The 20,636-nt window shown below is 39.0% G+C and carries 19 protein-coding genes; 8 read left to right on the forward strand and 11 right to left on the reverse strand.

The window, feature by feature from the left end; translation table 11 throughout:
- Positions 1-12 precede the first annotated feature (12 nt).
- Positions 13-2,079 carry a caspase, EACC1-associated type gene (locus AA650_RS27645; RefSeq protein WP_199924390.1) on the forward strand — a complete coding sequence of 689 codons (2,067 nt, stop codon included), beginning with the start codon at positions 13-15 and terminating at the stop codon, positions 2,077-2,079.
- 58 nt (positions 2,080-2,137) lie between these two features.
- Here the strand turns inward: AA650_RS27645 and AA650_RS05760 are convergent, their stop codons facing one another.
- From AA650_RS05760 to AA650_RS05780, 5 genes are all read right to left on the reverse strand, one after another.
- Positions 2,138-2,776 (reverse strand): Uma2 family endonuclease, encoded by a 639-nt coding sequence (locus AA650_RS05760; RefSeq protein ID WP_053538319.1) that lies wholly within the window; start codon positions 2,774-2,776, stop codon positions 2,138-2,140.
- A complete protein-coding gene (locus AA650_RS05765; RefSeq protein ID WP_081424158.1) occupies positions 2,767-2,988 on the reverse strand; it encodes a four helix bundle protein in 222 nt (73 codons plus the stop codon). The genes AA650_RS05760 and AA650_RS05765 overlap by 10 nt, the downstream gene beginning before the upstream one ends.
- Positions 2,989-3,143: 155 nt before the next feature.
- Positions 3,144-5,840: a pentapeptide repeat-containing protein gene (locus AA650_RS05770; RefSeq protein ID WP_053538320.1), complete on the reverse strand. Its 2,697-nt coding sequence runs from the start codon at positions 5,838-5,840 to the stop codon at positions 3,144-3,146.
- Between the two features lie 106 nt (positions 5,841-5,946).
- Complete coding sequence (locus tag AA650_RS05775; RefSeq protein WP_081424159.1) at positions 5,947-6,198, reverse strand: four helix bundle protein; 252 nt, start codon at positions 6,196-6,198, stop codon at positions 5,947-5,949.
- Positions 6,199-6,330: 132 nt separating this feature from the next.
- Positions 6,331-7,986, reverse strand: a complete 1,656-nt coding sequence (locus tag AA650_RS05780) for a mechanosensitive ion channel family protein (protein ID WP_234413318.1) — start codon at positions 7,984-7,986, stop codon at positions 6,331-6,333.
- Between the two features lie 77 nt (positions 7,987-8,063).
- Between AA650_RS05780 and AA650_RS29060 the strand changes: the two genes are divergently transcribed.
- From AA650_RS29060 to AA650_RS05800, 5 genes are all read left to right on the forward strand, one after another.
- Positions 8,064-8,189: a hypothetical protein gene (locus AA650_RS29060; protein ID WP_257720895.1), complete on the forward strand. Its 126-nt coding sequence runs from the start codon at positions 8,064-8,066 to the stop codon at positions 8,187-8,189.
- Positions 8,190-8,416: 227 nt separating this feature from the next.
- The gene (locus tag AA650_RS05785) at positions 8,417-9,139 is read left to right on the forward strand and encodes a pyridoxine 5'-phosphate synthase (RefSeq protein WP_053538321.1); all 723 of its coding nucleotides are present in this window, start codon (positions 8,417-8,419) and stop codon (positions 9,137-9,139) included.
- Positions 9,140-9,406: 267 nt separating this feature from the next.
- Positions 9,407-10,126, forward strand: coding sequence for a SnoaL-like polyketide cyclase (locus tag AA650_RS05790; protein ID WP_053538322.1), 720 nt, complete (start codon positions 9,407-9,409; stop codon positions 10,124-10,126).
- A gap of 153 nt (positions 10,127-10,279) precedes the next feature.
- Positions 10,280-10,609: an MgPME-cyclase complex family protein gene (locus AA650_RS05795; protein ID WP_053538323.1), complete on the forward strand. Its 330-nt coding sequence runs from the start codon at positions 10,280-10,282 to the stop codon at positions 10,607-10,609.
- Positions 10,610-10,807: 198 nt separating this feature from the next.
- Complete coding sequence (locus AA650_RS05800; protein WP_081424348.1) at positions 10,808-11,473, forward strand: hypothetical protein; 666 nt, start codon at positions 10,808-10,810, stop codon at positions 11,471-11,473.
- Positions 11,474-11,519: 46 nt separating this feature from the next.
- Here the strand turns inward: AA650_RS05800 and AA650_RS05805 are convergent, their stop codons facing one another.
- From AA650_RS05805 to folD, 3 genes are all read right to left on the reverse strand, one after another.
- Entirely contained in the window at positions 11,520-11,975 is a 456-nt protein-coding gene (locus tag AA650_RS05805; RefSeq protein WP_015079166.1) for a divergent PAP2 family protein, read from the reverse strand.
- 93 nt (positions 11,976-12,068) lie between these two features.
- Positions 12,069-13,007 carry a geranylgeranyl diphosphate synthase CrtE gene (gene crtE, locus AA650_RS05810; protein ID WP_053538324.1) on the reverse strand — a complete coding sequence of 313 codons (939 nt, stop codon included), beginning with the start codon at positions 13,005-13,007 and terminating at the stop codon, positions 12,069-12,071.
- 218 nt (positions 13,008-13,225) lie between these two features.
- Complete coding sequence (folD, locus tag AA650_RS05815; protein ID WP_053538325.1) at positions 13,226-14,101, reverse strand: bifunctional methylenetetrahydrofolate dehydrogenase/methenyltetrahydrofolate cyclohydrolase FolD; 876 nt, start codon at positions 14,099-14,101, stop codon at positions 13,226-13,228.
- A gap of 289 nt (positions 14,102-14,390) precedes the next feature.
- Here folD and AA650_RS05820 point away from each other — a divergent pair, with 289 nt between their 5' ends.
- On the forward strand, positions 14,391-15,422 hold the full coding sequence (locus AA650_RS05820; protein ID WP_039200963.1) for a hypothetical protein: 1,032 nt from the start codon (positions 14,391-14,393) through the stop codon (positions 15,420-15,422).
- A 147-nt stretch (positions 15,423-15,569) separates the two neighbouring features.
- Here the strand turns inward: AA650_RS05820 and AA650_RS05825 are convergent, their stop codons facing one another.
- Positions 15,570-15,860 (reverse strand): 4a-hydroxytetrahydrobiopterin dehydratase, encoded by a 291-nt coding sequence (locus AA650_RS05825; protein WP_039200962.1) that lies wholly within the window; start codon positions 15,858-15,860, stop codon positions 15,570-15,572.
- Between the two features lie 330 nt (positions 15,861-16,190).
- Positions 16,191-16,952 (reverse strand): Uma2 family endonuclease, encoded by a 762-nt coding sequence (locus AA650_RS05830; RefSeq protein ID WP_053538326.1) that lies wholly within the window; start codon positions 16,950-16,952, stop codon positions 16,191-16,193.
- A 1,048-nt stretch (positions 16,953-18,000) separates the two neighbouring features.
- Here AA650_RS05830 and AA650_RS05835 point away from each other — a divergent pair.
- Positions 18,001-18,618, forward strand: coding sequence for a Uma2 family endonuclease (locus tag AA650_RS05835; protein WP_053538327.1), 618 nt, complete (start codon positions 18,001-18,003; stop codon positions 18,616-18,618).
- A 210-nt stretch (positions 18,619-18,828) separates the two neighbouring features.
- Here AA650_RS05835 and AA650_RS05840 read toward each other — a convergent pair whose 3' ends face one another.
- Positions 18,829-20,535 carry a diflavin flavoprotein gene (locus tag AA650_RS05840; RefSeq protein ID WP_053538328.1) on the reverse strand — a complete coding sequence of 569 codons (1,707 nt, stop codon included), beginning with the start codon at positions 20,533-20,535 and terminating at the stop codon, positions 18,829-18,831.
- Between the last annotated feature and the right edge of the window lie 101 nt (positions 20,536-20,636).

Below are 20,636 nucleotides of genomic sequence, written 5' to 3' on the forward strand. Positions count from 1 at the left end.
AAGAATAACGAGATGGCGAAAATAGCCCTACTAATAGGAGTTAGCGAGTATGAGCCTGGTCTTACCCCGTTACCAGCAGCGACAAAAGATGTTGAAGCCATGCAGCAAGTTTTGGAAAACCCAGACATTGGCGGTTTTGATGAGGTCAAAGTGCTGGTAAATCCTCCACGACAAGAAATGGGAGAAGCTATTGAAATGTTGTTTGATAATCGTCAAAAAGATGACCTCTTGCTGTTATTTTTCTCTGGTCATGGCATTAAGGATGAAGAAGGTAGGCTTTACTTTGCTGCTCGTAACACCCGCAAAAATGACAACGGAGTATTAGTTAAGGCAACAACAGTACCAGCTACCTCTGTCCATGAGGTCATGAAGAATAGCCGCTCTAAACACGAGGTAGTAATTCTTGATTGTTGCTTTAGTGGTGCGTTTGCTGAGGGGATGTTAGTGAGAGATGATGGTTTTGTAGATATCAAAAATCAATTGGGTGGAGAAGGACGGGCTGTTCTGACTTCCTCAACTTCAACCCAATATTCTTTGGAACGGAGAGGGGCAGATACATCAATTTACACAGGTTACATAGTTGAGGGGCTGAAAACTGGTGCAGCAGACCGGGACGAAGATGGTTCGATTTCCGTTGATGAATTGCATGAATACGCCAAAAGTAAGGTTCAAGAAGCCACTCCAGCAATGAAACCGGAGATATATGCTGTCAAAGAAGGATATAAAATTCAGCTTGCTAAAGCACCTATTGATGATCCCAAGCTCAAATATCGTCGAGAAGTTGAATATTGGGTAAGGGACGGTGAGATTGATAATCTTGGTCGTATTACTTTAGATAACCTACAAAAAAAATTGGGACTAACACCTGACGAAGCGGCGACTATAGAGGCTGATGTTTTAAAACCTTATCAAGACTACAAAGAAAATTTACAGGAATATCAGAAAGCATTTCTCCAAACAATTAAAGGTAAATTCCGTGTTAGTGATAAAACTCGTGCTGAATTGAAACGTCTTCAGCAAGTGTTAGGACTTAGAGATGAAGATACAGTCAAAATAGAAGCTTCTCACAAAAGAAAACTTAATCTAGGTAATCAATTTATAGGAATATTGAGTCTAGGAATTATTAGTTTTGCGGTAGGATGGTATGTTAAGCCGGATAAAGAATGTCCTTCATGTAACACACCTATAATAAAAACTACCAACAAATTTGCACAAGTCCGCAATATACCTGAAGGAAAATTTAACTACGGTGGCAGCACTTCCTGGAGTTTTATATACCCAACCTTAGAATCAGAAATTAAAAAGACTCATCCTCAATTTGAGATCAACATAAGACAGGACTTAGTACAAGGTTCTGGAATAGGTATTGAGAAGTTAATAGATGGTGAACTGGATTTTGCTCTATCATCTCGTGATGTTTCGCTTCCAGAGGAGTTCACAGCTAAAACTAAAAAAAATCTTAAACTTAAAGCAATTCCAATTGTTAAAACTGGTTTAGCAGTAACCGTTAACCCCAAATTAGCGATCAATTCTCTGACCAAAGACCAAGTAAGTGAAATCTTTAATGGAAAAATTGACAACTGGAGACAGGCTGGTAATCCAGCAGATATACCAATTAAGTTTTATGTGCGTGGTAATAATCCAACAAGCACTGATGAGTTCAGAAAAACTTTAAACATCATAACTTTTGGTAAAAATATTAACTATGTTAGTACGACTATTGAAGCACTTCAAAAAATCACTGGAGAACCTGGGGGAATCTTCGTAGGACCAATCTCAGACATAGTGCCACAGTGTGGAGTTAAGACTTTACCTATTATTAATAAGGGCAAAACTTTCTATCCATACGAAAAGGAAAAATTCGTGCCACCTGCTCAATGTGGACCTGGCAAGCGTAATAAAGTCAACATAGAAGCGATTAACAGTGATGAATATCCATTCTCTGTTCGTTTTTACGTGGTGGTTAAGAAAAATGGTCAAAAAGCAGAGAAAGCTGGTGAAGCGTATGCAAATCTACTTCAAACAGAACAAGGTAAAGATATAATAAAAAAGCTTCAAGAAACTGGAGGTCTGAAATAACTAGTTGTTAATGCTTCACTTTGGTGAATCTTAATTTTACAACTTTACTAAATAGCGATTACAAATTATCCTTCACCCAATTCCTAAAATTCCGCATAGCCTGACTTCTCCCAATAGTCAAACACTGCTGCACATACTCATTAACTAATTCAATAATGGGAATATCAGGAAAATTAGGACTAGATGAAGATTTTATATATTTCCCTTCCCGTAACAAGAAAATCTCCAAACCTTGTTGTTGATATCGCCAAAGTTCAGGAACTCCCAAAATCTCATAATTGTCAAATCGAGTCCGAGAAGTAATATCAATTTCAATAGCCAAATCTGGTGGTGGATCTATATTTAAATCAATCCGATTTTTCCCAATTACAGCAGCTTGATTTTGAATATAAAAACTGGTATCTGGTTCTACAGCTTGTCTCATTCTTTCATTTTTAAGTGTTGTCGAACCAAAAGGCTCAAAATCAATTTCTAATTTATCTAATAAAATTCTGACTAATTCACCAAATATTTCTTTGTCTTTTTCATGTTCAGGTAAAGGAACCATAATTTCTAACCAACCATCACTATAAGAAATACGTGCAGCACGTTTTTCTCCCATTTCTTCTAAAATATTTTCTAACTTCTGCCAACTAATATCCTTGAGTAACATTTGTTGACCAGGGTTGACAATAATTTGTTGCAGTTCTAAAAGCATATCGCCTCAGAGATAGATATGTACCTCATAACACCGGGAAGTGCTGTAAGAGCTATATTAGCTGGGATGGATACTGCACTTCTTCTAATTTGTTGAACCATAGCATATAGCTCGTCTTTGGGAAAAAGTTTAGTGAGGAAATAGCACTTTTCAGCAATATCCATGCCTTTTTGCCAAATCATTAAGTCTTTAAAGTCATTAATATCCGACATTCTTCCTGTTCCCTGTTAAGAGTTCCCTGTTCCCTACTCTTGTTAGTTTAGCATACTAAGTCCGGCAGATCCCCTTAAATTCAGTTACAGGTTTACTAATTACTAACTTAGTCGGTAATAAAAGAGTCTCATCCTTGGCTTTACCATCATTGGGTTTAGATAACATCAGGTAAGAAACTTTCTCCCCATTTGACTTGAACTTTACCGCTAGGACTAAATACAACCTTAAATTCAGTTACAGGTTTACTAATTACTAACTTAGTCGGTAATAAAAGAGTCTCATCGTTGGCTTTACTATCATTGGGTTTAGATAACAATTTTGGTAAAGGAGTAATTGACAGTAAATCAACTGCTAATTTATCAATTGGTTCATAGGAAACAATTCCGCCATCCGTATCTATTAACACCCGATAAACCAAATCCCGATCAAAATTAGCAGATGTTTCCGTAGATTCTTTTTTACTAGATTTTTGCCAATTCTGGAAAATTAGTTTTTGGAGATCCTCTTGTAATTTCTGGATCTTTTTCTGATCGGTAATAGCTGTCAGCGGATTAGCAACAGAAGAGTCTAAACTAGAGGGAATTTGTTTAGGTATCAGAAGAGCTCCAGCTTGCAGAGGAATTGGTGTTTTGAGAATGTTTTTTTCTAAATTCAGAGCATCACCAATTAAATCATTAACTTTTTTCTGATCATTAACACTTAACAACTGATGCTGAAACACGACATATTTATATTCCATAGAAATTTTCCTCTCAATCACACTGATTGCGTGTGCAGCAGCTTCATGAGCCGCATAACTAGGGGATTCATCTACAATTGATTGTAGCGGTTGATTGGGATCGAGCAGCATATTTGCCAACTTAAGAGTTAAAGGCACAATGCCATACACATTTATCTTTTTCTCTAAACCCAATTCCTTAACTGCTTGCAGAGCAATTTTTGTAGTCATTTCCGAACCACCCCATAAAACATTTATCTTTGGGTGGCGTTTGAGCATCGCTTTCACCTTATCCACATCTTTTGGGGTTCTAGCATCAGTTGTTCCCGTTTTCGTCCACTTGACATTGGCATCTTTCATCCCTTTGAAAAAGCCCTGTAAATAAGGATAAAGACGGGTTGAATCTGCCCCATCCACTAAACCCACATTTAGCTCTTTTACCTGTTTTCTATTATTATCTAATGCCGCACTTCCGATATACTGCCCTAGATCGTAACCCATATTAAAAGAGTCGCTTTCGTAACAAGCAAACACGACTTTCTGAGCTGCTTTGGGCAAGCAATCACCAATATTAACTACCACTACACCGGAAACATAAGCCTGGAGAATACCAGGTACAGATTTCTGTGGATCTAGAGGTCTCATAATGATCGCATCAATATCTTGGCTGAGTAGTTGTTTGATCCCTTGAGCTTCTTCCTGAACAGTTTCTCCAGTTTTAATGGGGATAATTTCGACTTGCTTATTTTCCTTAGCCAGCCTTTCTAAGCCTTGTTGATACAACTTATAGGTTGCGTTATCGTTGGGAACAATAAATCCGATTTTATAATTGTCTGGAGTGTCTTTGATAGTTTCTGCTTCCCAGTTTTTATCTTTGGCAGCTTTGTCCCAATTGTAAGATCGTTTTAGTTGATCCACTGACCAAAACTTAGCTCGTTTCAGGTTAGCACCCTCAAATTCAGTGCCAATTGTGATTGTTTCATTCCTCATATCTACATAGCGAAGCAAAGCTGCTTTGAAATTAGCTTTGTAGAGATTAGCACCTTGAAGATTAGCACGGCTAAGATTAGAACCTTGAAAATTTGCTTGGTTGAGATTTGCCCCTTCTAGATTAGCCCATACCAAGCGGGAATTAATTAGTGATGCTTTTGATAGATTGGCATCTTTTAAATAAACAAGGCTCATGCGAGAACTGTCCAGATTTGCTTCTTCTAAATCGGCCTTCTCTAAATTAGCAGCCCCGAGAACTGCTCCTTTGAGGTTTGCTCCCTGCAAATTTGCGCCTCGTAGATTTGCTCTCTCCAGATTTGCGCCCTCTAAATTAGTTTTCTCCAGATTTGCACCCTCAAGGTTCGCTCCACTTAAATTTGCCCCAGACAAATCCATTCGAGAAAGGTTAAATCCTTCATACTTGTAAAACTGTGGTGGCCATTGGGCAATGCTCGTCCATTCCAATTGGAATTTATAGCATTTATTGAGTTCAATTCCTTCTAAGTGGGCATTGGGAGCAGATTCTCCGAACAGACTTTGACAGGATTTATTCAGCTTTTCCATAGCCTCGATTCTTGAACTAGAATATTCAACTCTGCTCTGATCTCTAATTTCCTGTCTAGCATCATCTAAAACTTGTTTTTCTCGTTGCGGAGCTTCTATAAAATAAGCTCCCATAGCTGCTAACAGTGTAAGTTGACCAATGACTGTGGCTAAACTATACAAAGAGACATTTTCACACCAGTGAACAAAGTCCCCCAAACGCTGATCTAAAAACTTTAGGGGATTGAGCCAGAAATACTCGTTTATGTTAGACATTTTTGCTATACAGTGACTTTCCCACATCCGCAGATAGGTTTCAGGCGGTATATCTAGTCGTTTCGCTTCCTGAAGTATTTTGTACTCTCGTTTGACAGGATCTTCAATAGCAGCAACTTGCTTAAAGCTATGCTCTAAATTCTGTGAAACTCCTTCTAATTCTAAAATTTCAGCTTGTTCTTCAGGTAATATCTTAGTAGTTATATTCTCTGTTACTTCCGTATACGTATATAGTATGTCTTTTTTCTGATTACTACCTGTAGTAATTTTTTGTAGCTGTTGAACATTTGCAGTTGGTCTGCGTCTAGAAAAACGATTAGTCATAATTAATGGTGTATTTGATAAAAAGACTTAAACTTAATGGTTCTTAGGTACTTGTTATGCTAAACCGAGAAGTTGAGAGAAGGGAACTCTTAACAGGGGAAAAATTTTAATTTTCTAGTTTTTTGATAAGACTAATAATCATTCTACTTTCTTCTTTTAATAAATTAAGAATCATTTCTATATCTTTTTCTGAACATAATCCTACTCGTTTAGATAAAATTAGGTGAGTTTCTAATTCATTAACTGACCCTTGCAATATGTTTAAAAATCTTATAAGTAGGTGGGCGTTAAAAATTGTCGTTGGGGCAAGGGAACAGGGAACAGGAAGAGAGTTTTGAGTGATTTTACTTTTCTTCACATACCTTTAAATTGCCAAATCATTAAGTCTTTAAAGTCATTAATGTCCGACATTCTTCCTGTTCCCTGTTAAGAGTTCCCTACTCTTGTTAGTTTAGCATACTAAGTCCGGCAGAGCCAACATTTTTATAACTTAACCAGTGTAGATATGAGCCAATCTCAAGCGACGAATCATCTCACGACGTACCTCATTTTTAACTCGTTCACCACGTCTCCAATGTTCTAATTGAATATTATCAATGTAGAACCTTACAGAAAATTGCATAGAAGAACCTTGAATATCTGTGATTTGAATTTGTGGTTCTTTCCAAGCAGTAGATGACTCTTTAAAATTAGTTTCTATCCAATCTAAAAACTTGACTGCATAGTCATCTAATCTAGTTTCATTAACACCGGGATTGGAAATTGTTTGAAACAATTTACTAAGTTTGATTTTTAAGACTTCAATTTTCTGTTCCCATTCTTCAGGTAAGATATCTCGATCTTCCAAAACTAAATCTGGATCTTCTAACCAAGCTTCATACCAAAGTCTCACTAAGTTAATTAGGTTTTGTTTTCCAGGGGCTTCTTCTTCTAACCAGGAACGTTGTCGTTTACCCTTACGTTCTGTAATCACAACCATTCCCATTAGGTCTAATATCTCCATATAGTCCTTCATGAGACCTTTCATTTCTTGTACATCTAACCCACCCTTTTCTACAATTATAATGTCTTCAATTAATTTCTCAAATGCAGCGTTGATTTTATTTAACTGAATATTGATTTCTTTTTCAACCAATATCCGTTTCCGTCCAGCTTCTTTTTTAGAAAGCTTATCTTCCTCACCTTCTTTTAACCCATAGAAGCTATCTAACGATTTGAGTTTTTCATCAAAATTAGCTAAAGTATCTGGATGTCCAGCCACAATTTCTCGCAGAATATTTGTTGCCATCATAGCATCCGCATCAATTCTCACTGCTACAGGAATTGTATAAGCATAATGAGTAGTAGGACGGCTAAGGTTAGTTATAGTTTGATTTCCTAAATTAGCATTAGGTACATACACTTCACAATGCTCATTAATCAAATACAATTTTGTTACCCGAATACCAATTTGTTTGATAATTGCTAATGAACCATCGGAAGTAGCAATAATATCTCCAAACTTAAATGGTGTATCAACTAAGAGAACCAACCCACTGAAAAAGTTGCTTAAAATATCTTTCACTGCTAACCCCAGTACAACAGTGATACTACCTAGAGCTAATCCTATTCCCGATAAATCTACACCAAGTGAACTAAAGAATAGGGAAATACCAATAATATAAGTAACTACTGGGATGAAATTCTGCAAAAGAGGTATTAAAACATCATCCCAAACAGCTTCTGTTTGCCTTGCATAAGCCTTCAAATAGGTGACGGCTGCTTCAGTGAATAACTGAGTAATCCAGTAAGTTAAAGCTGCTATGAGAAAGGCTGTGATTCCTTTCTGAATCCATTTCATTATCTCCCCTGAATCACCTAAATTGAATAGAGCAATTTTCAGACTAATCAGGGTGAAAATTATAGTCAAGGGAGTTTGGGAAACGCCAAGAATGAGAATTAATGTATCCTTTTCCCATTTGCGAACAAGAGGCCGCAAGACAAAGAAAAGTCCTACATAAATGGCAAAAGAGATTCCCGCACATAAACCTAAAGTGAAAAAGAACGTACCAAATTGTGCCGCAGTTGGCATAGCTAGTAGTGCTGTAGCTAGAGGTTTAGTCGGTGAAGGTGATGATGCTGCTGCTTGACCAAGAAGATAAATCATTGATGCCTGTCTAAACTATTACAATTTTCAACAAATTGAAAAGATCAATTATCTAAAGAATCTCAGAAAATAGGAATATGGATAGAGTAATAAATAAATTAGATTTTCTTGATATTTCTACTTTATTTACTACTAAGTTTGACCACATTTGTCATGTCACTATCCAATCTCAGAAATTAACCTCTAATGTGATTGATATTTGATGTATCTCTTATTTATCTAAGTGTAATTTTTAGATAATACTTTATTTTTACTCAAATTCAGCAATTAAATAATGGAGGAGTTCGCTTAAAAAGCTTCTGTAGTTTCGATTGTATTGTTATTTATATATTTGTTACAACAAATTTATATTGCAATTATTACTGATTCCATCCCTGTAATTTCCGCTAAAATCAACATCTGAATAGTTGTTAAACAGGAGAAATTAGGCGTGCCTACACTCGGTGTTAATATTGACCATATCGCTACCATCCGCCAAGCACGGCGCACAGTAGAACCAGACCCCATAGCAGCAGCAGTATTAGCAGAATTAGCAGGTGCTGATGGCATTACCGCCCATTTGCGCGAAGATAGAAGACATATTCAAGATAGAGACGTGCGACTATTGCGGGAAACGGTGAGAACCCATTTAAACCTAGAAATGGCAGCAACAGCAGAAATGTTAGCCATAGCCCTAGATATCAAGCCCGATTATGTTACCTTAGTACCGGAAAAGCGGGAAGAAGTAACAACAGAAGGTGGGTTAAATATTGTCGGACAAATTGCTAGAATAGGAGAGATAGTTGATAAGTTGCAAAATTCTGGCATTCCCGTAAGTTTGTTTATTGATGCCGAACCACCACAAATTGAGGCATCTGTCAAGGTAAAAGCCAAATTTATTGAACTGCATACAGGACAATATGCGGAAGCCAAAGACGAAACAACTCGCCAAAAAGAACTAGCTTTATTAGCCCAAGGCTGTGAACAAGCCATTAAAGCAGGGTTACGGGTGAATGCCGGTCATGGACTCACATACTGGAACGTTTACCCCATTGCCGCCCTTCCAGGCATGGAAGAACTCAACATCGGTCATACTATCATTAGTCGGGCAGCTTTAGTAGGTATTGAAAGAGCAGTTCGAGAAATGAAAGAAGCAATGCGGGGTAATTGGTAATTGGTAATTGGTGATTGGGAAATATATTCCCCCCTACATTTTGCCTCTTTGGACTAGTAGGTCGTCAAATTTATTTTGACGGGTAATGATCGGAAAAAACTTCTGTTCTTCCATCCCCCACATCCCCCACATCCCCCACATCCCCCACCTCCCCTACCTCCCCCACCTCCCCCACCTCCCCCACCTCCCTGCTTGACAGACTACTAGAGGGGTGTTAGCTGCGTAATTCCAGAAAATTAGAGTCACATTTGGAAACTTCAAACTTCTATGACTTCTCAACAGTCTAACAACTTGCCCCTATGGGTACAAGATAGAGACAAGGTAATTGCAGCCAGCACTGATGCTCAATGGCGCAATCAAAAATCTCCTGACTATAGCCGTTCTCAGCAAAACCTAGCAAAAGAGAGTATCCACCATCATCTCGAAGGTACACTGGAAGCTATTGTCGAAAACCTGGTAAGAACCTTTGAAATGGAAGTGTCATGGAAAACTAACCCCGCACAGTGGTTATCTATCGTCAATGACAAATTCCGGGTAACAAGCAATGGTGGTCAAGAATACACCGCTGCCGAATTAGGTAAATCAGGTACTTATAATTTATTTATGGCTGATTCTGAACATTACAAAGCTTCAGAGGAAAGTTTTGAATCATCCCATGATATCTTTCATAGCACCTTTCCTCAAGGATTTCCCTGGGAAGTATTGGCAGTTTATTCTGGTCCTCCCAATGTTACATTTAAATGGCGACACTGGGGACATTTTCAGGGTAAGTATAAAGATTATGCACCCACAGGGAAAACAGTTGAAATTATCGGTATGAGTGTTGCTCAAGTTACCGACGATTTAAAAATTGTTTCCTTAGAACACTATTTTGATAATGCCCTATTTTTAGAAAGCCTGACAGCAGGTGGCAAACTAGAAAATAGTGAAAATAAGGGCAGTGGTTGTCCTTTTGGTTCTTGGTTTCAGGGATTGAAGAAAAGTTAATCGCTCAGGGTACAGTGTTGAATCTGTACCCTGAAATTATAGCAGATCCCCGACTTCTGTTTTCATGATGTTAATAAATGATGAATTAATACTAGAAGTCGGGGATATTACCGCAGTAACCTAAAATTATAGATTAGTCAGCAAGCAAAGAAAATGCAAACATACTATTACGTTTTGGCCAGTCAACACTTTCTTATGGAACAAGAACCAATAGACGAAGTTCTCAAAGAACGGACTCGTAACTATCATGAACAAGAAAAAGAAATTGATTTTTGGTTAGTTAAGCAACCCGCTTTTTTAGAAACACCAAAAATGGCAGGTATTAAAAAGAAATGTCCCCAACCTGCGGCGGCCATTATTTCCACCAATTCGCAATTTATAACTTGGCTAAAACTGCGGTTAGAGTATGTGATTACTGGAGAATTCTCCGCCCCTAGCGACACTATACCAAATCCATTAGCATCCCTTACCACAGCTTCTTAATAGGGAACAGAGAACGGGGAACGGGGAACGGGGAATATATAAGAATTTCACCTCTTCCCCAATGACCAATTACCAATTACCAATGACCAATTACCAATTACCAATTACCAATGACCAATTACCAATTACCAATTACCAATTACCAATTACCAATTACCAATGACCAATTACCAATTACCAATGACCAATTACCAATTTATGCAAATATTAACAATCTTACCAAGTGCCTTATTACTAGCAGTTACTCCCTTAATTAGCAATATCAATCCTGTTATTGCTCAACAAAATCTTACTAATTGTCAACCACCAAATGCGGGAGAATATTTATTATTAGTAGTAAGTCCCACAACTGAAAATCAAAAGCAGTTGCGTAGTGCATTACCGACTGAATTAAAAACAGTTACTTGCAAATATAATAATCAAACAGTAACGCGAATTGGTGGGTTTAAAAATATTGATGATGCCAATCGCTGGGCAAGGTATATTCAGAATATAGTTGGTTTATCTGCCATTATCACCACTCGCGCTACCCAACAAGCACCTCAACAAGCACCTCAACAAGTACCACAAACAACACCAAAATTACCAACTTCAAAAATTAGCTATAACCCCAAAATATTAGGGGAAGGTTATGCAATTCTGGTTGATTATTTTAACCGTCCAGAAATGGTTAGTAGCCTGCAAAAATCCGTAGGAGGTGATGTGGGTTTTGTCTCCTATGGACAACGCCCTTACCTGTTGGCAGTTTATACTACCAACCAAAAAGAAGCATATAATACATTACAAAAACTCAGCGAAAGCGGATTTGTAGCCATATTAGCAGATGGTCGGAAAGTAGTTTTACTGCGCTCAACCGTCCGTTAAGAGTTAGTTAACAACTGACCACTGACGACTGACAACGAACAACCGACTAATAAACAGCCCGTGCTAACCAAGAAATAGCTACACCCAAAACTGAACCAGCGATAACTTGAACTGGTGTATGTCCTAATAATTCCTTGAGACGGTCTTGAAAAAAGTCCGGTTTTTCATGGAATAATTCATCAATCATTTGATTGAGGATTTTTGCTTGCTTACCAGCAGCTTGACGCACTCCAGCGGCATCATACATAACGATGATAGCAAAAACTGTAGCTAGAGCAAATTCTGGGGATGCCCAACCTAAAGTTTGACCTACACCGTCTGCTAGGGCTGTTACTAGGGCTGAATGGGCGCTGGGCATACCTCCAGTAGTTACTAAAACACGCACGTTTAATTTACGATGTTTGACTAACTCAACGATAAGCTTTAATCCTTGAGCTACAAAACAAGCTACAAGCGCAACCAGCAGCACCCGGTTGTTAACAATTTCGCCTATGTCCTGCATGGTATTTTGGTGAAGTTAGTAAGTGTAAGCAGTGATTGTATGGAGGAAAAACGGCAGTAGAAGCCAAAATTTAGTTAAAATCCACAATTGGGCTTAGTTATTGCGGTTGATGATAAAGTGAGCGAGCGCTTGCAAAGGAATGGCTTTTTCACCATAGGATTCTAATTCAGCACAAGCTTCAGCAACCAGTTGTTGGGCTTTAGCGCGAGATTCTTCAATTCCCCACAGACTAGGATAGGTAACTTTCTGGGCTGTGAGGTCTTTCCCAGCGGTTTTACCCAACTGCTCTTGGGTAGCAGTGATATCTAGAATATCATCAATGATTTGGAAAGCCAGACCAATATTTTGAGAATAACGAGTTAATTTTTGCACATCTTCAGCGGATGCACCAGCAATAATTCCCCCACAAACTACGCAAGCTTCTAACAGGGCTGCTGTTTTATGATTATGAATAAAATTCAGGGTTTCTAAGGAAATATCGGATTTACCTTCGGATTCTAAGTCTACTACTTGACCACCGACTAAGCCAGCCGCGCCTAATGCTTTACCCAGACGAATGATGACTTGTAATACTCTATCTCTGGGTACATTTGCAGGAGTTTGGGCGGCTACGTGTTCAAAGGCTAAAGCCAATAAACCGTCTCCTGCCAAAATAGCGACATCTTCACCATAAACTTTATGATTTGTGAGTTTACCGCGACGATAATCATCATTATCCATTGCGGGTAAATCATCATGAATCAATGACATGGTATGGATCATTTCTACGGCACAGGCTGTAGGCATGGCCATTTCTATTGTGCCACCAATCATGTCAGCAGTAGCGAGACAGAGAATAGGACGAACTCGTTTACCTCCAGCTAAGAGTGAGTAGCGCATGGCTTCATAAATCTTTTCTGGATAAACGACGGTAATGGAATTGTCCAAAGCCTGTTCGCAAAGCTGTTGTCGTTCTTTGAGATAGGTAGCGAGGTTAAAACTAGCCGATTCTGATTTTTTTGGGGTTTCCAATCTTTTATCCGTTGCTACCATGCTTTGTATTCCTCTTGACTTTTGAAAATATTGGGTTGTTTGTGATCTATGTACCAATTTTACGGGGGTTTGGGGCGGAAACACTCACAGGATTTTAGATTTTGGATTGAAAATCTTAAAGAGTTTCAAGTCCCCGAATTTGTGCGGGGAATAAATCTAAAATCCGCTGTTGATTCCCGTTGTACTGAGGAATCATGAATATTCATAAAAATTATTTCTCAGTTGCCTGTTGTTTGTAAATAGCTAGAAACAGTATTTTGCAATAACATGGCTACTGTCATTGGACCGATACCACCAGGAACAGGAGTAATATATTCTGCCACATTAGCGATCGCTTCAAATTGAATATCACCAACTAACCGACTTTTGCCATTACTATCTGTAACCCGGTTTATTCCTACATCTACCACAATTGCGCCCGACTTTACCATATCAGCACTAATCATGCCGGGAATACCGGTGGCAGCAATCAAGATATCAGCATTTTTGGTAATATCTTGTAAATCCTGGGTTTTAGAATGGGCAATGGTAACTGTAGCATTAGCTTCTAGTAGCATCAAAGCCATCGGTTTACCTACTAAAATACTCCGTCCTACAACCACAGCTTTTTTGCCCTGTAAAGGAATTTTATATTCTGCTAACAATCGCATCACACCGGCAGGAGTACAACTGCGTAAACCTGTTTCACCTCGCACCAGTCGTCCTAAGTTCACGGGGTGGAGTCCGTCAGCGTCTTTATCCGGTGCAATTTGATGTAATAGACTGACAGCATCTAAATGATTGGGAAGGGGTAACTGGACTAAAATCCCGTCTACTCTTTCATCTTCGTTGAGTTGGGCAATTACTTCCTCTAATTCAGTTTGGCTGGTTTGGGTAGGAAAGTGGTTACCGAAAGAGGCGATTCCGACTTTAGCACAGGATTTTTCTTTGTTACGAACATAAGCGGCTGAGGCTGGGTTATCTCCCACCATTAATACCGCTAATCCAGGCGATCGCCCAATTTTACCTTGTAATTTGCTAATTGTCTCACTAAGTTCTTGCTGAATTTTATCGGCTAATGCTTTACCATCAAGGATTTTGGCGGTTTGTTTCATAAGGGAATAGGTGACAGGTGACAGAGAATTGTTTCTTATTTAGTGCTTACGCACAAATCACGGAATAACGAACCACAGAGTCACAGAGGACACGGAGAAATGAGGGTTTCAGAGATATTTTCCGTAAGTCCTGTTATTTTTGTCTGTTCTGCACTTTCGTCCCTTCATTTTCTCATTTTCCCAGTCCCCCTAAAATTTAATTTTTAAAGTACAATAATTACTCACCAATTTTCATGACGCAAGTTGCGTGAATATAAGCTAAATCGCATACTACAACCAGCTATCCATCGTGCAAGATACCGACTCTATGAATGATATTGCTGCTGCACTCCAACAGCCAGCAGATTTAGACTTTGCATTACCTGATCCAGAAGATGAACAAATTCCTGAGTCCGATTTTTTACAACAACTTGATGTAGCATGGCAGGTATGCGATCGCTTTGATTTACAAACAGAAATTTGGCGTGGTCGCATTTTACGCGCTATCCGTGACCGAGAGAAAAAGGGCGGAGATGGACGCGGTGCGGGTTTCCTTAAATGGCTCAAAGAACGCGAAATCAGTAAAACTCAAGCCTATAGTTGGATTCAATTAGCCAATAGTGCTGATACCTTGATATCAGATGGCAAACTGAACCCAGATACGGTTAATAACTTTAGTAAACGGGCATTTGTAGAAACCGCCAAAGCGTCTCCAGAAGTACAACAGATGGTCAGTGAAGCTGCGGAGAAAGGCGATCGCATTACCCGCAGAGAAGTCCGTCAACTCAGTGACGAATGGACAGCCATGTCCTCCGATTTATTACCAGAAGAAGTTAGGGAAAAAGCCGCAGATAACAGTCTGCCACCGCGCTACATTGCCCCTCTGGTCAAGGAAATGGAAAAACTGCCCGAATTGCACCAAAAGGCGTTACAAAGGGATATAGCCGCCAATCCTGATGTTGATACTGTCAAACAAGCCACTTCAGAAGCCCGACAATTAGCCAAATACCTCAAATCTGCCGCCCAAGTGCAAGCCTTAATAGCGGAAGATGTGGATATTGAAACTGCCTTAGAAGAAGCGCAAAGAGTCGGTTGTTTAAGTATTGCTGCTGACTTGGTAAATCAAGCATCGCAAATTGAACAAACCATCGGCAAGTTGTATATGACCTGGAAAAAAATCAGTAGTTTAGCAGATAGATTATATGTAGATACTGGTGCAAGTACACCCAATTTGCGATCGCTCCTCACCTGCATAGAACCTCTAGGAGGGGAAATCATGGAACTGCAATTAAGCGGGACAATAGAACACACAATTAGATTACAGATTCAGGAAACGAGTTAGACTCAACTTAAACATGAAAAAGGCGGTTAGAAACCGCATCTACACAAGCAAAACCCACCTACTTGGGTTCAAACCCTTAATTTTTCTTTATTAGTCCGCGCAGGCGGACTTTGTTTGTATAGCCGTGAATTATATTCGCCGGGGCTGTTACGGCGCTAATTCCTCCATTTTCTTTGCCAGTTCCACATCTAAATTGCTGATAGCATTACCGATATCGTGGGTAATAAGATTAACCTGAACAGTATTGTAAACATTAAACCATTCCGGGTGATGTCCAAGTTTTTCCGCGTGAACACCCGCACTAACCATCCAACCCAACGCCGTTGCAAAAGAGCTAAATTTATATTCTTTGTATAATTTGCCCTCTTTGATTTGCCATCCTGGTAAACTATTCAGGGCTAATGTTAGTTCGGTTTCGCTCAATTTTTGGGCTGCCATTTTTCTAACCTACACAGAGATTTATAGATACTAATCCTCTCTAATTATCATCTTTTTCTGTGTTTATGCTTCCATCTTTTGAGTAATATTTGCTGATACTTAGGGCTTGCTGAATAAACCTACAACCCAGACGCATGAAGAGTCTCATCTGTATGAAAGATAAATGAGGTGCAAGGAAAGTGTGATCATAGCATCAAAAATCGTTCAATTTTCCAGACTTGATATTACTTCTAACTTCTTCTAAATCCTCCTGATAGCGCGGCGTGGCGTTAGCCATACTTCTAGCCCTCACAGAAATTGTTCTGGGTTAAATTTTTCAGAGTCAGCAGTTTAGCCCTCTTCATCATCACCAAAATCTGGTTCAACACCAAGAGCGCGTAATTGTGCTGCTAATCTTTCTGCACGTCTTCTTTCTTTCTCCCCTTGTTTTCTTTCCCGTTCTGCCGGTGTGAGAACCCAGTTACCTGAAGCATCATACCAGCGTAACCACTGCCGTTCAATGCCTTGATAGACACCTTGCCACAGTCCCAAACCTAATTCAATATCATTTAGCCATACACGCAGTTGATTGATTTCCAATTCAGCATAACTACTTCCCTGTAACTGAAATGCTCTTAACTGGTCAGTGTAACGGTCAAAAACTAGATAATAGGGTACTCTTAAAACTCGTTCGTAAACTTCCCACTTAGTTGGAGGTTGACTAGCATCTCGTAGGGTTCTCCCTAAATCTTCTTTTTCTGTTCCTGGTGAAATAAATTCTACCACTACAAAAGGATTAACGCCTTCTTGCCAAACTACATAACTCAGCCGCAGTTCTTTTTGTGCATACAACCTGGGGACATCAACGACAGCGAACCAGTCAGGGCGTTTATACCATAATGGATGATGAACATCGTAGTAAAGATTTAAGTCTGTGGCGATAAATACCTGATTTTCCGGGAACTTTGACGGACAAAAAGTTTCCCGTAATAACTGCGGTTGTAAAAGATGAAATTCGTCTGGCAACCCGGGTTCCTCTGGATCTTCGCTAGGTAAATCATACATTGTCGGTAGGAATTCCTTAGCAGAACGCGGTGGGTCTGTTTGATACATAACGGCTGCAAAAAAGAAATGTCAACTTCACTATCAATACCTTGTCCATTTTCTGCTTTGTTGGGTTAAGCGACAGCGCAACCCAACAAATGCGTTGGGTTTCATGCTTCAACCCAACCTACAAATCGGATCATCTGTCAGGCCAATAACTGGATCTAAGTTTAAGGTGACGGTATTCATTAACACTAAATTAGTACATTTGTTCTAATAAAATGATATTTTCAAAAGTAGAGAATTTTTCTTAGTAAAATTAAAAATTTACTGAAGTGTTAGGTTATAATAACTAATGAAATACTGTATCAACAGAAATTTCATCATCCAATGGTTTATGGATGATGTTAAAATTGATGATTATCAAATTACACAAGAGAAAGGAAGATACTTATGAACCGTGTTTTTGTCTTGCTTTGTTTGGCTTTAATAGCTACTAGTTTTGTAAGCCTAGCTGTTACAGCCAAGTCCGTAGAATCTGTTGTTACTCAGTTAAAACTGAAGTAAATTCAAAATATACATTTCGACAATAACGTGACGTTTCTCGCAAAAACATCTATATTGTCTTCTGTATCAAACTTAACCTTACTAGGGGTGGACTGCTCTGATAGAGGCCTCCCCTTTTTTTATTGAGTTACTTAATATAATACACTGGCTCTCTACCGTCGTCAAGTAGTTTATATAAAATATTTTTCTCTCTGTTCTTTCTCGTTCCTAGTCTCTGACTAGGAATGCAGTTGATGAGGCTCTGCCTCAAGTACCAGCACAAAATCGGGTAAAATGGCTTGTATTCTAGGATTGGAGGCAGAGCCTCCTGGTAGGCATTCCCAGTCGGAGTCTGGGAACGAGCAATTATCTACGGTTTAATTTCATTCTAAAATAACTAAAATAAAACATGGTTAAATATGTAAAATGAATGCTCTTGGTCAAATTGTAGTGGCTGCATATACATAATATAAAAATGAGATTAAACTTATCTATGCTCGCTTATAACCATCCTTCCCTTTAGAAGTCGCTGCAATTTGAATAATTTTGAATTTACAAAGGTAGGTAAATTATGCTTCAAGCCTTACCAAAAATAGTAACTTTTGCAGAATTTATAGAATGGCTACCTGATAAGGGACGCTATGAATTACATGATGGAGTAATTGTTGAAATGAATCCACCCGTAGGTTTTCATGAAGATATTATTTGTTTTTTAGCTGAGAGAATCACGGCTGAGTATTTACGATTGAATTTACCGTATGGAATCCCAAAAACCACTTTTGTGAAAACACCAGGAAGCGAATCCAGCTATTTACCAGATGTGTTAGTAATCAATAGAAACATTCTAGCAACTGACCCAAACTGGAGAAAATCAGCAGTAATTTCTGAACCTGATTCGATTCCTTTAGTTATTGAAGTTGTGAGTACAAATTGGCAAGATGATTATTATAAAAAGCTGGGAGATTATGAAAGATTAGGTATTGCTGAATATTGGATTGTGGATTATTTAGCACTGGGAAGTAAAAGGTTTATTGGTAGTCCTAAACAACCAACTATTCCTATTCATCAACTGATAGATAGAGAATACCAAATTAGTCAATTTACAGGTAGTGAATTGATAGTATCATCAACTTTCCCAGAATTAAAGTTGACTGCTGAACAAATTTTTAAAGCTGGTAATATTAATTAAACCTTCCTGCCTGAGTTTTTCCAATTTCTGTAAAACACTGTTTACTTTTTTATGTATAGGACTTACGCAAAATATCTCTCAAACCCTCATTTCTCTGTGAACTCTGTGCCTCTGTGGTTCGTTTTTCCATGACTTGTGCGTAAGTCCTAATGTAGAAATATTTATCTGGAATCTGCTGTACATTTAGGTGGGCAATGCCCACCCTACTGTTTAATAATAACTCGCGGATTTGCGATAATGTACCGCTGTGACAGCATCTTGATTTAAGACTTTACCATCATCAACAGTGGCATAAACTAACCAATGATCACCAGATTCCATCCGACTTTGGACAGAACATTCCAAATACGCTAAAGCACCATTGAGAATAATCCCGCCATTGTTGGCTTCTTGAATGTCCAAACCTGCAAATCTATCTTGTCCAGGGGCGTAAACTTTCATAAATTGCTTACGAATTTCTTTCCCTTCCGCCAAGATATTGACTACAAATTTGTTATTTGTATAGGATAAGGATTCCATAGCTCGTTCTTTAGCTACCGCAATGGTTAAACCAGGAGGATTAAAACTGGCTTGTGTTACCCAAGATGCTAACATTCCCGTTTTAACATCACCTTGAGTGGCTGTAACCACACATATAGAACCAACAATCCGCCCTACAGCTTGTTCGACATTACTTGCTGGTTGTTTAGCGACAACTGATTTTTTGGCGGCGCGTTTCAATGCTTGGGCAAAGTCAGTTCCTGCTTCTTCGCAGGTTTGTAAAGTGACTTCATTAGGTTTGAATTTAACGCGAATGGTGTCAAATCCAAATCTGTAACCTGCGTCTTTGAGTTTACTTTCGATTAAATCAACGGCTTCTCCACTCCAACCAAAAGAACCAAATACACCGGCTAATTTATTGTTAGTTGCGGTAGAAAGGACAATTCCTAAAGCTGTTTGGACTGGTGTGGGTGCGTGTCCTCCTAATGTGGGTGAACCTATGACGAAACCGGCGGATTTTGCAATTGCGGCTTTGATTTCTTGGGGTTCGGTAAATTCGCAGTTAATGGCTTCGACACTGACACCGGCTTTAGTGATACCGCGAGCGATCGCCTGTGCTAAAGTTGCAGTATTGCCATAAGCTGAGGCATAAATTAAAGCCACTGTCATATCAGCGGAAGTTTGCTGTTTAGTCCATTCCCGATAGCCTTTGGTGATGTCAATTAAACCATAGCGCACCATTGGTCCATGACCAGTAGCGTACATTCGCACCGGCAAATCTGCCAATTTCTCCAAAGCCGTTTCGATTTGTCTGGCGTGAGGTGCCATTAAACAGTCAAAATAATAGCGTCTATCTTCGTTAAATACTTCCCAACCTTCATCAAAAACTTGATCTGAGCAAATATGCGCTCCAAATAGTTTATCAGAAAACAAAATTTCCGTTTGTGGGTCCCAGGTACAAAGTTCGTCCGCGTAACGGGGGTTAGGTGTGGGAATAAATTGTAAATGATGGCCTTTTCCTAAATCGAGGGTATCTTCTCCCCGCATAACCAAAATTTGTAAATCGTCTTTTTCCAAAGCTGCGCGTAAATTTATCGCCCCTGGGTTAGAACAAACAAAGGTAATTTGGGGGGCGATTTCCAGTAATGCTTTTAATGTTGCGGCGCGGTTGGGGTTAACGTGACCAAGAATTACATAATCGAGTTTTTTGACATCAAACCGCTGTTGTAATGCTGCGAGATAAATTTCGGTAAAAGTTTCGCCAGGGGGGTCAACAAGGGCATTTTTATCGCCTTGGATGAGATAAGAATTAGCCGTTGTTCCCTTAGCTAAAGCATATTCAATTTCAAATCTTAATCTAGCCCAACTGCGCGATCGCAATATTATGGTATCTGTACCAATGGGCAATATTTGCACGTCACGGGGTTTAGTGGTCATTGGTAATTGGTAATTGGTTAAGACTTACATAAGTGTCACGGAATAACGAACCACGGAGGCACAGAGGTCACAGAGAAATGAAGGTTTGAGAGATATTTTGC

The sequence above is a fragment of the Anabaena sp. WA102 genome (assembly GCF_001277295.1).
GTDB lineage: Bacteria > Cyanobacteriota > Cyanobacteriia > Cyanobacteriales > Nostocaceae > Dolichospermum > Dolichospermum heterosporum.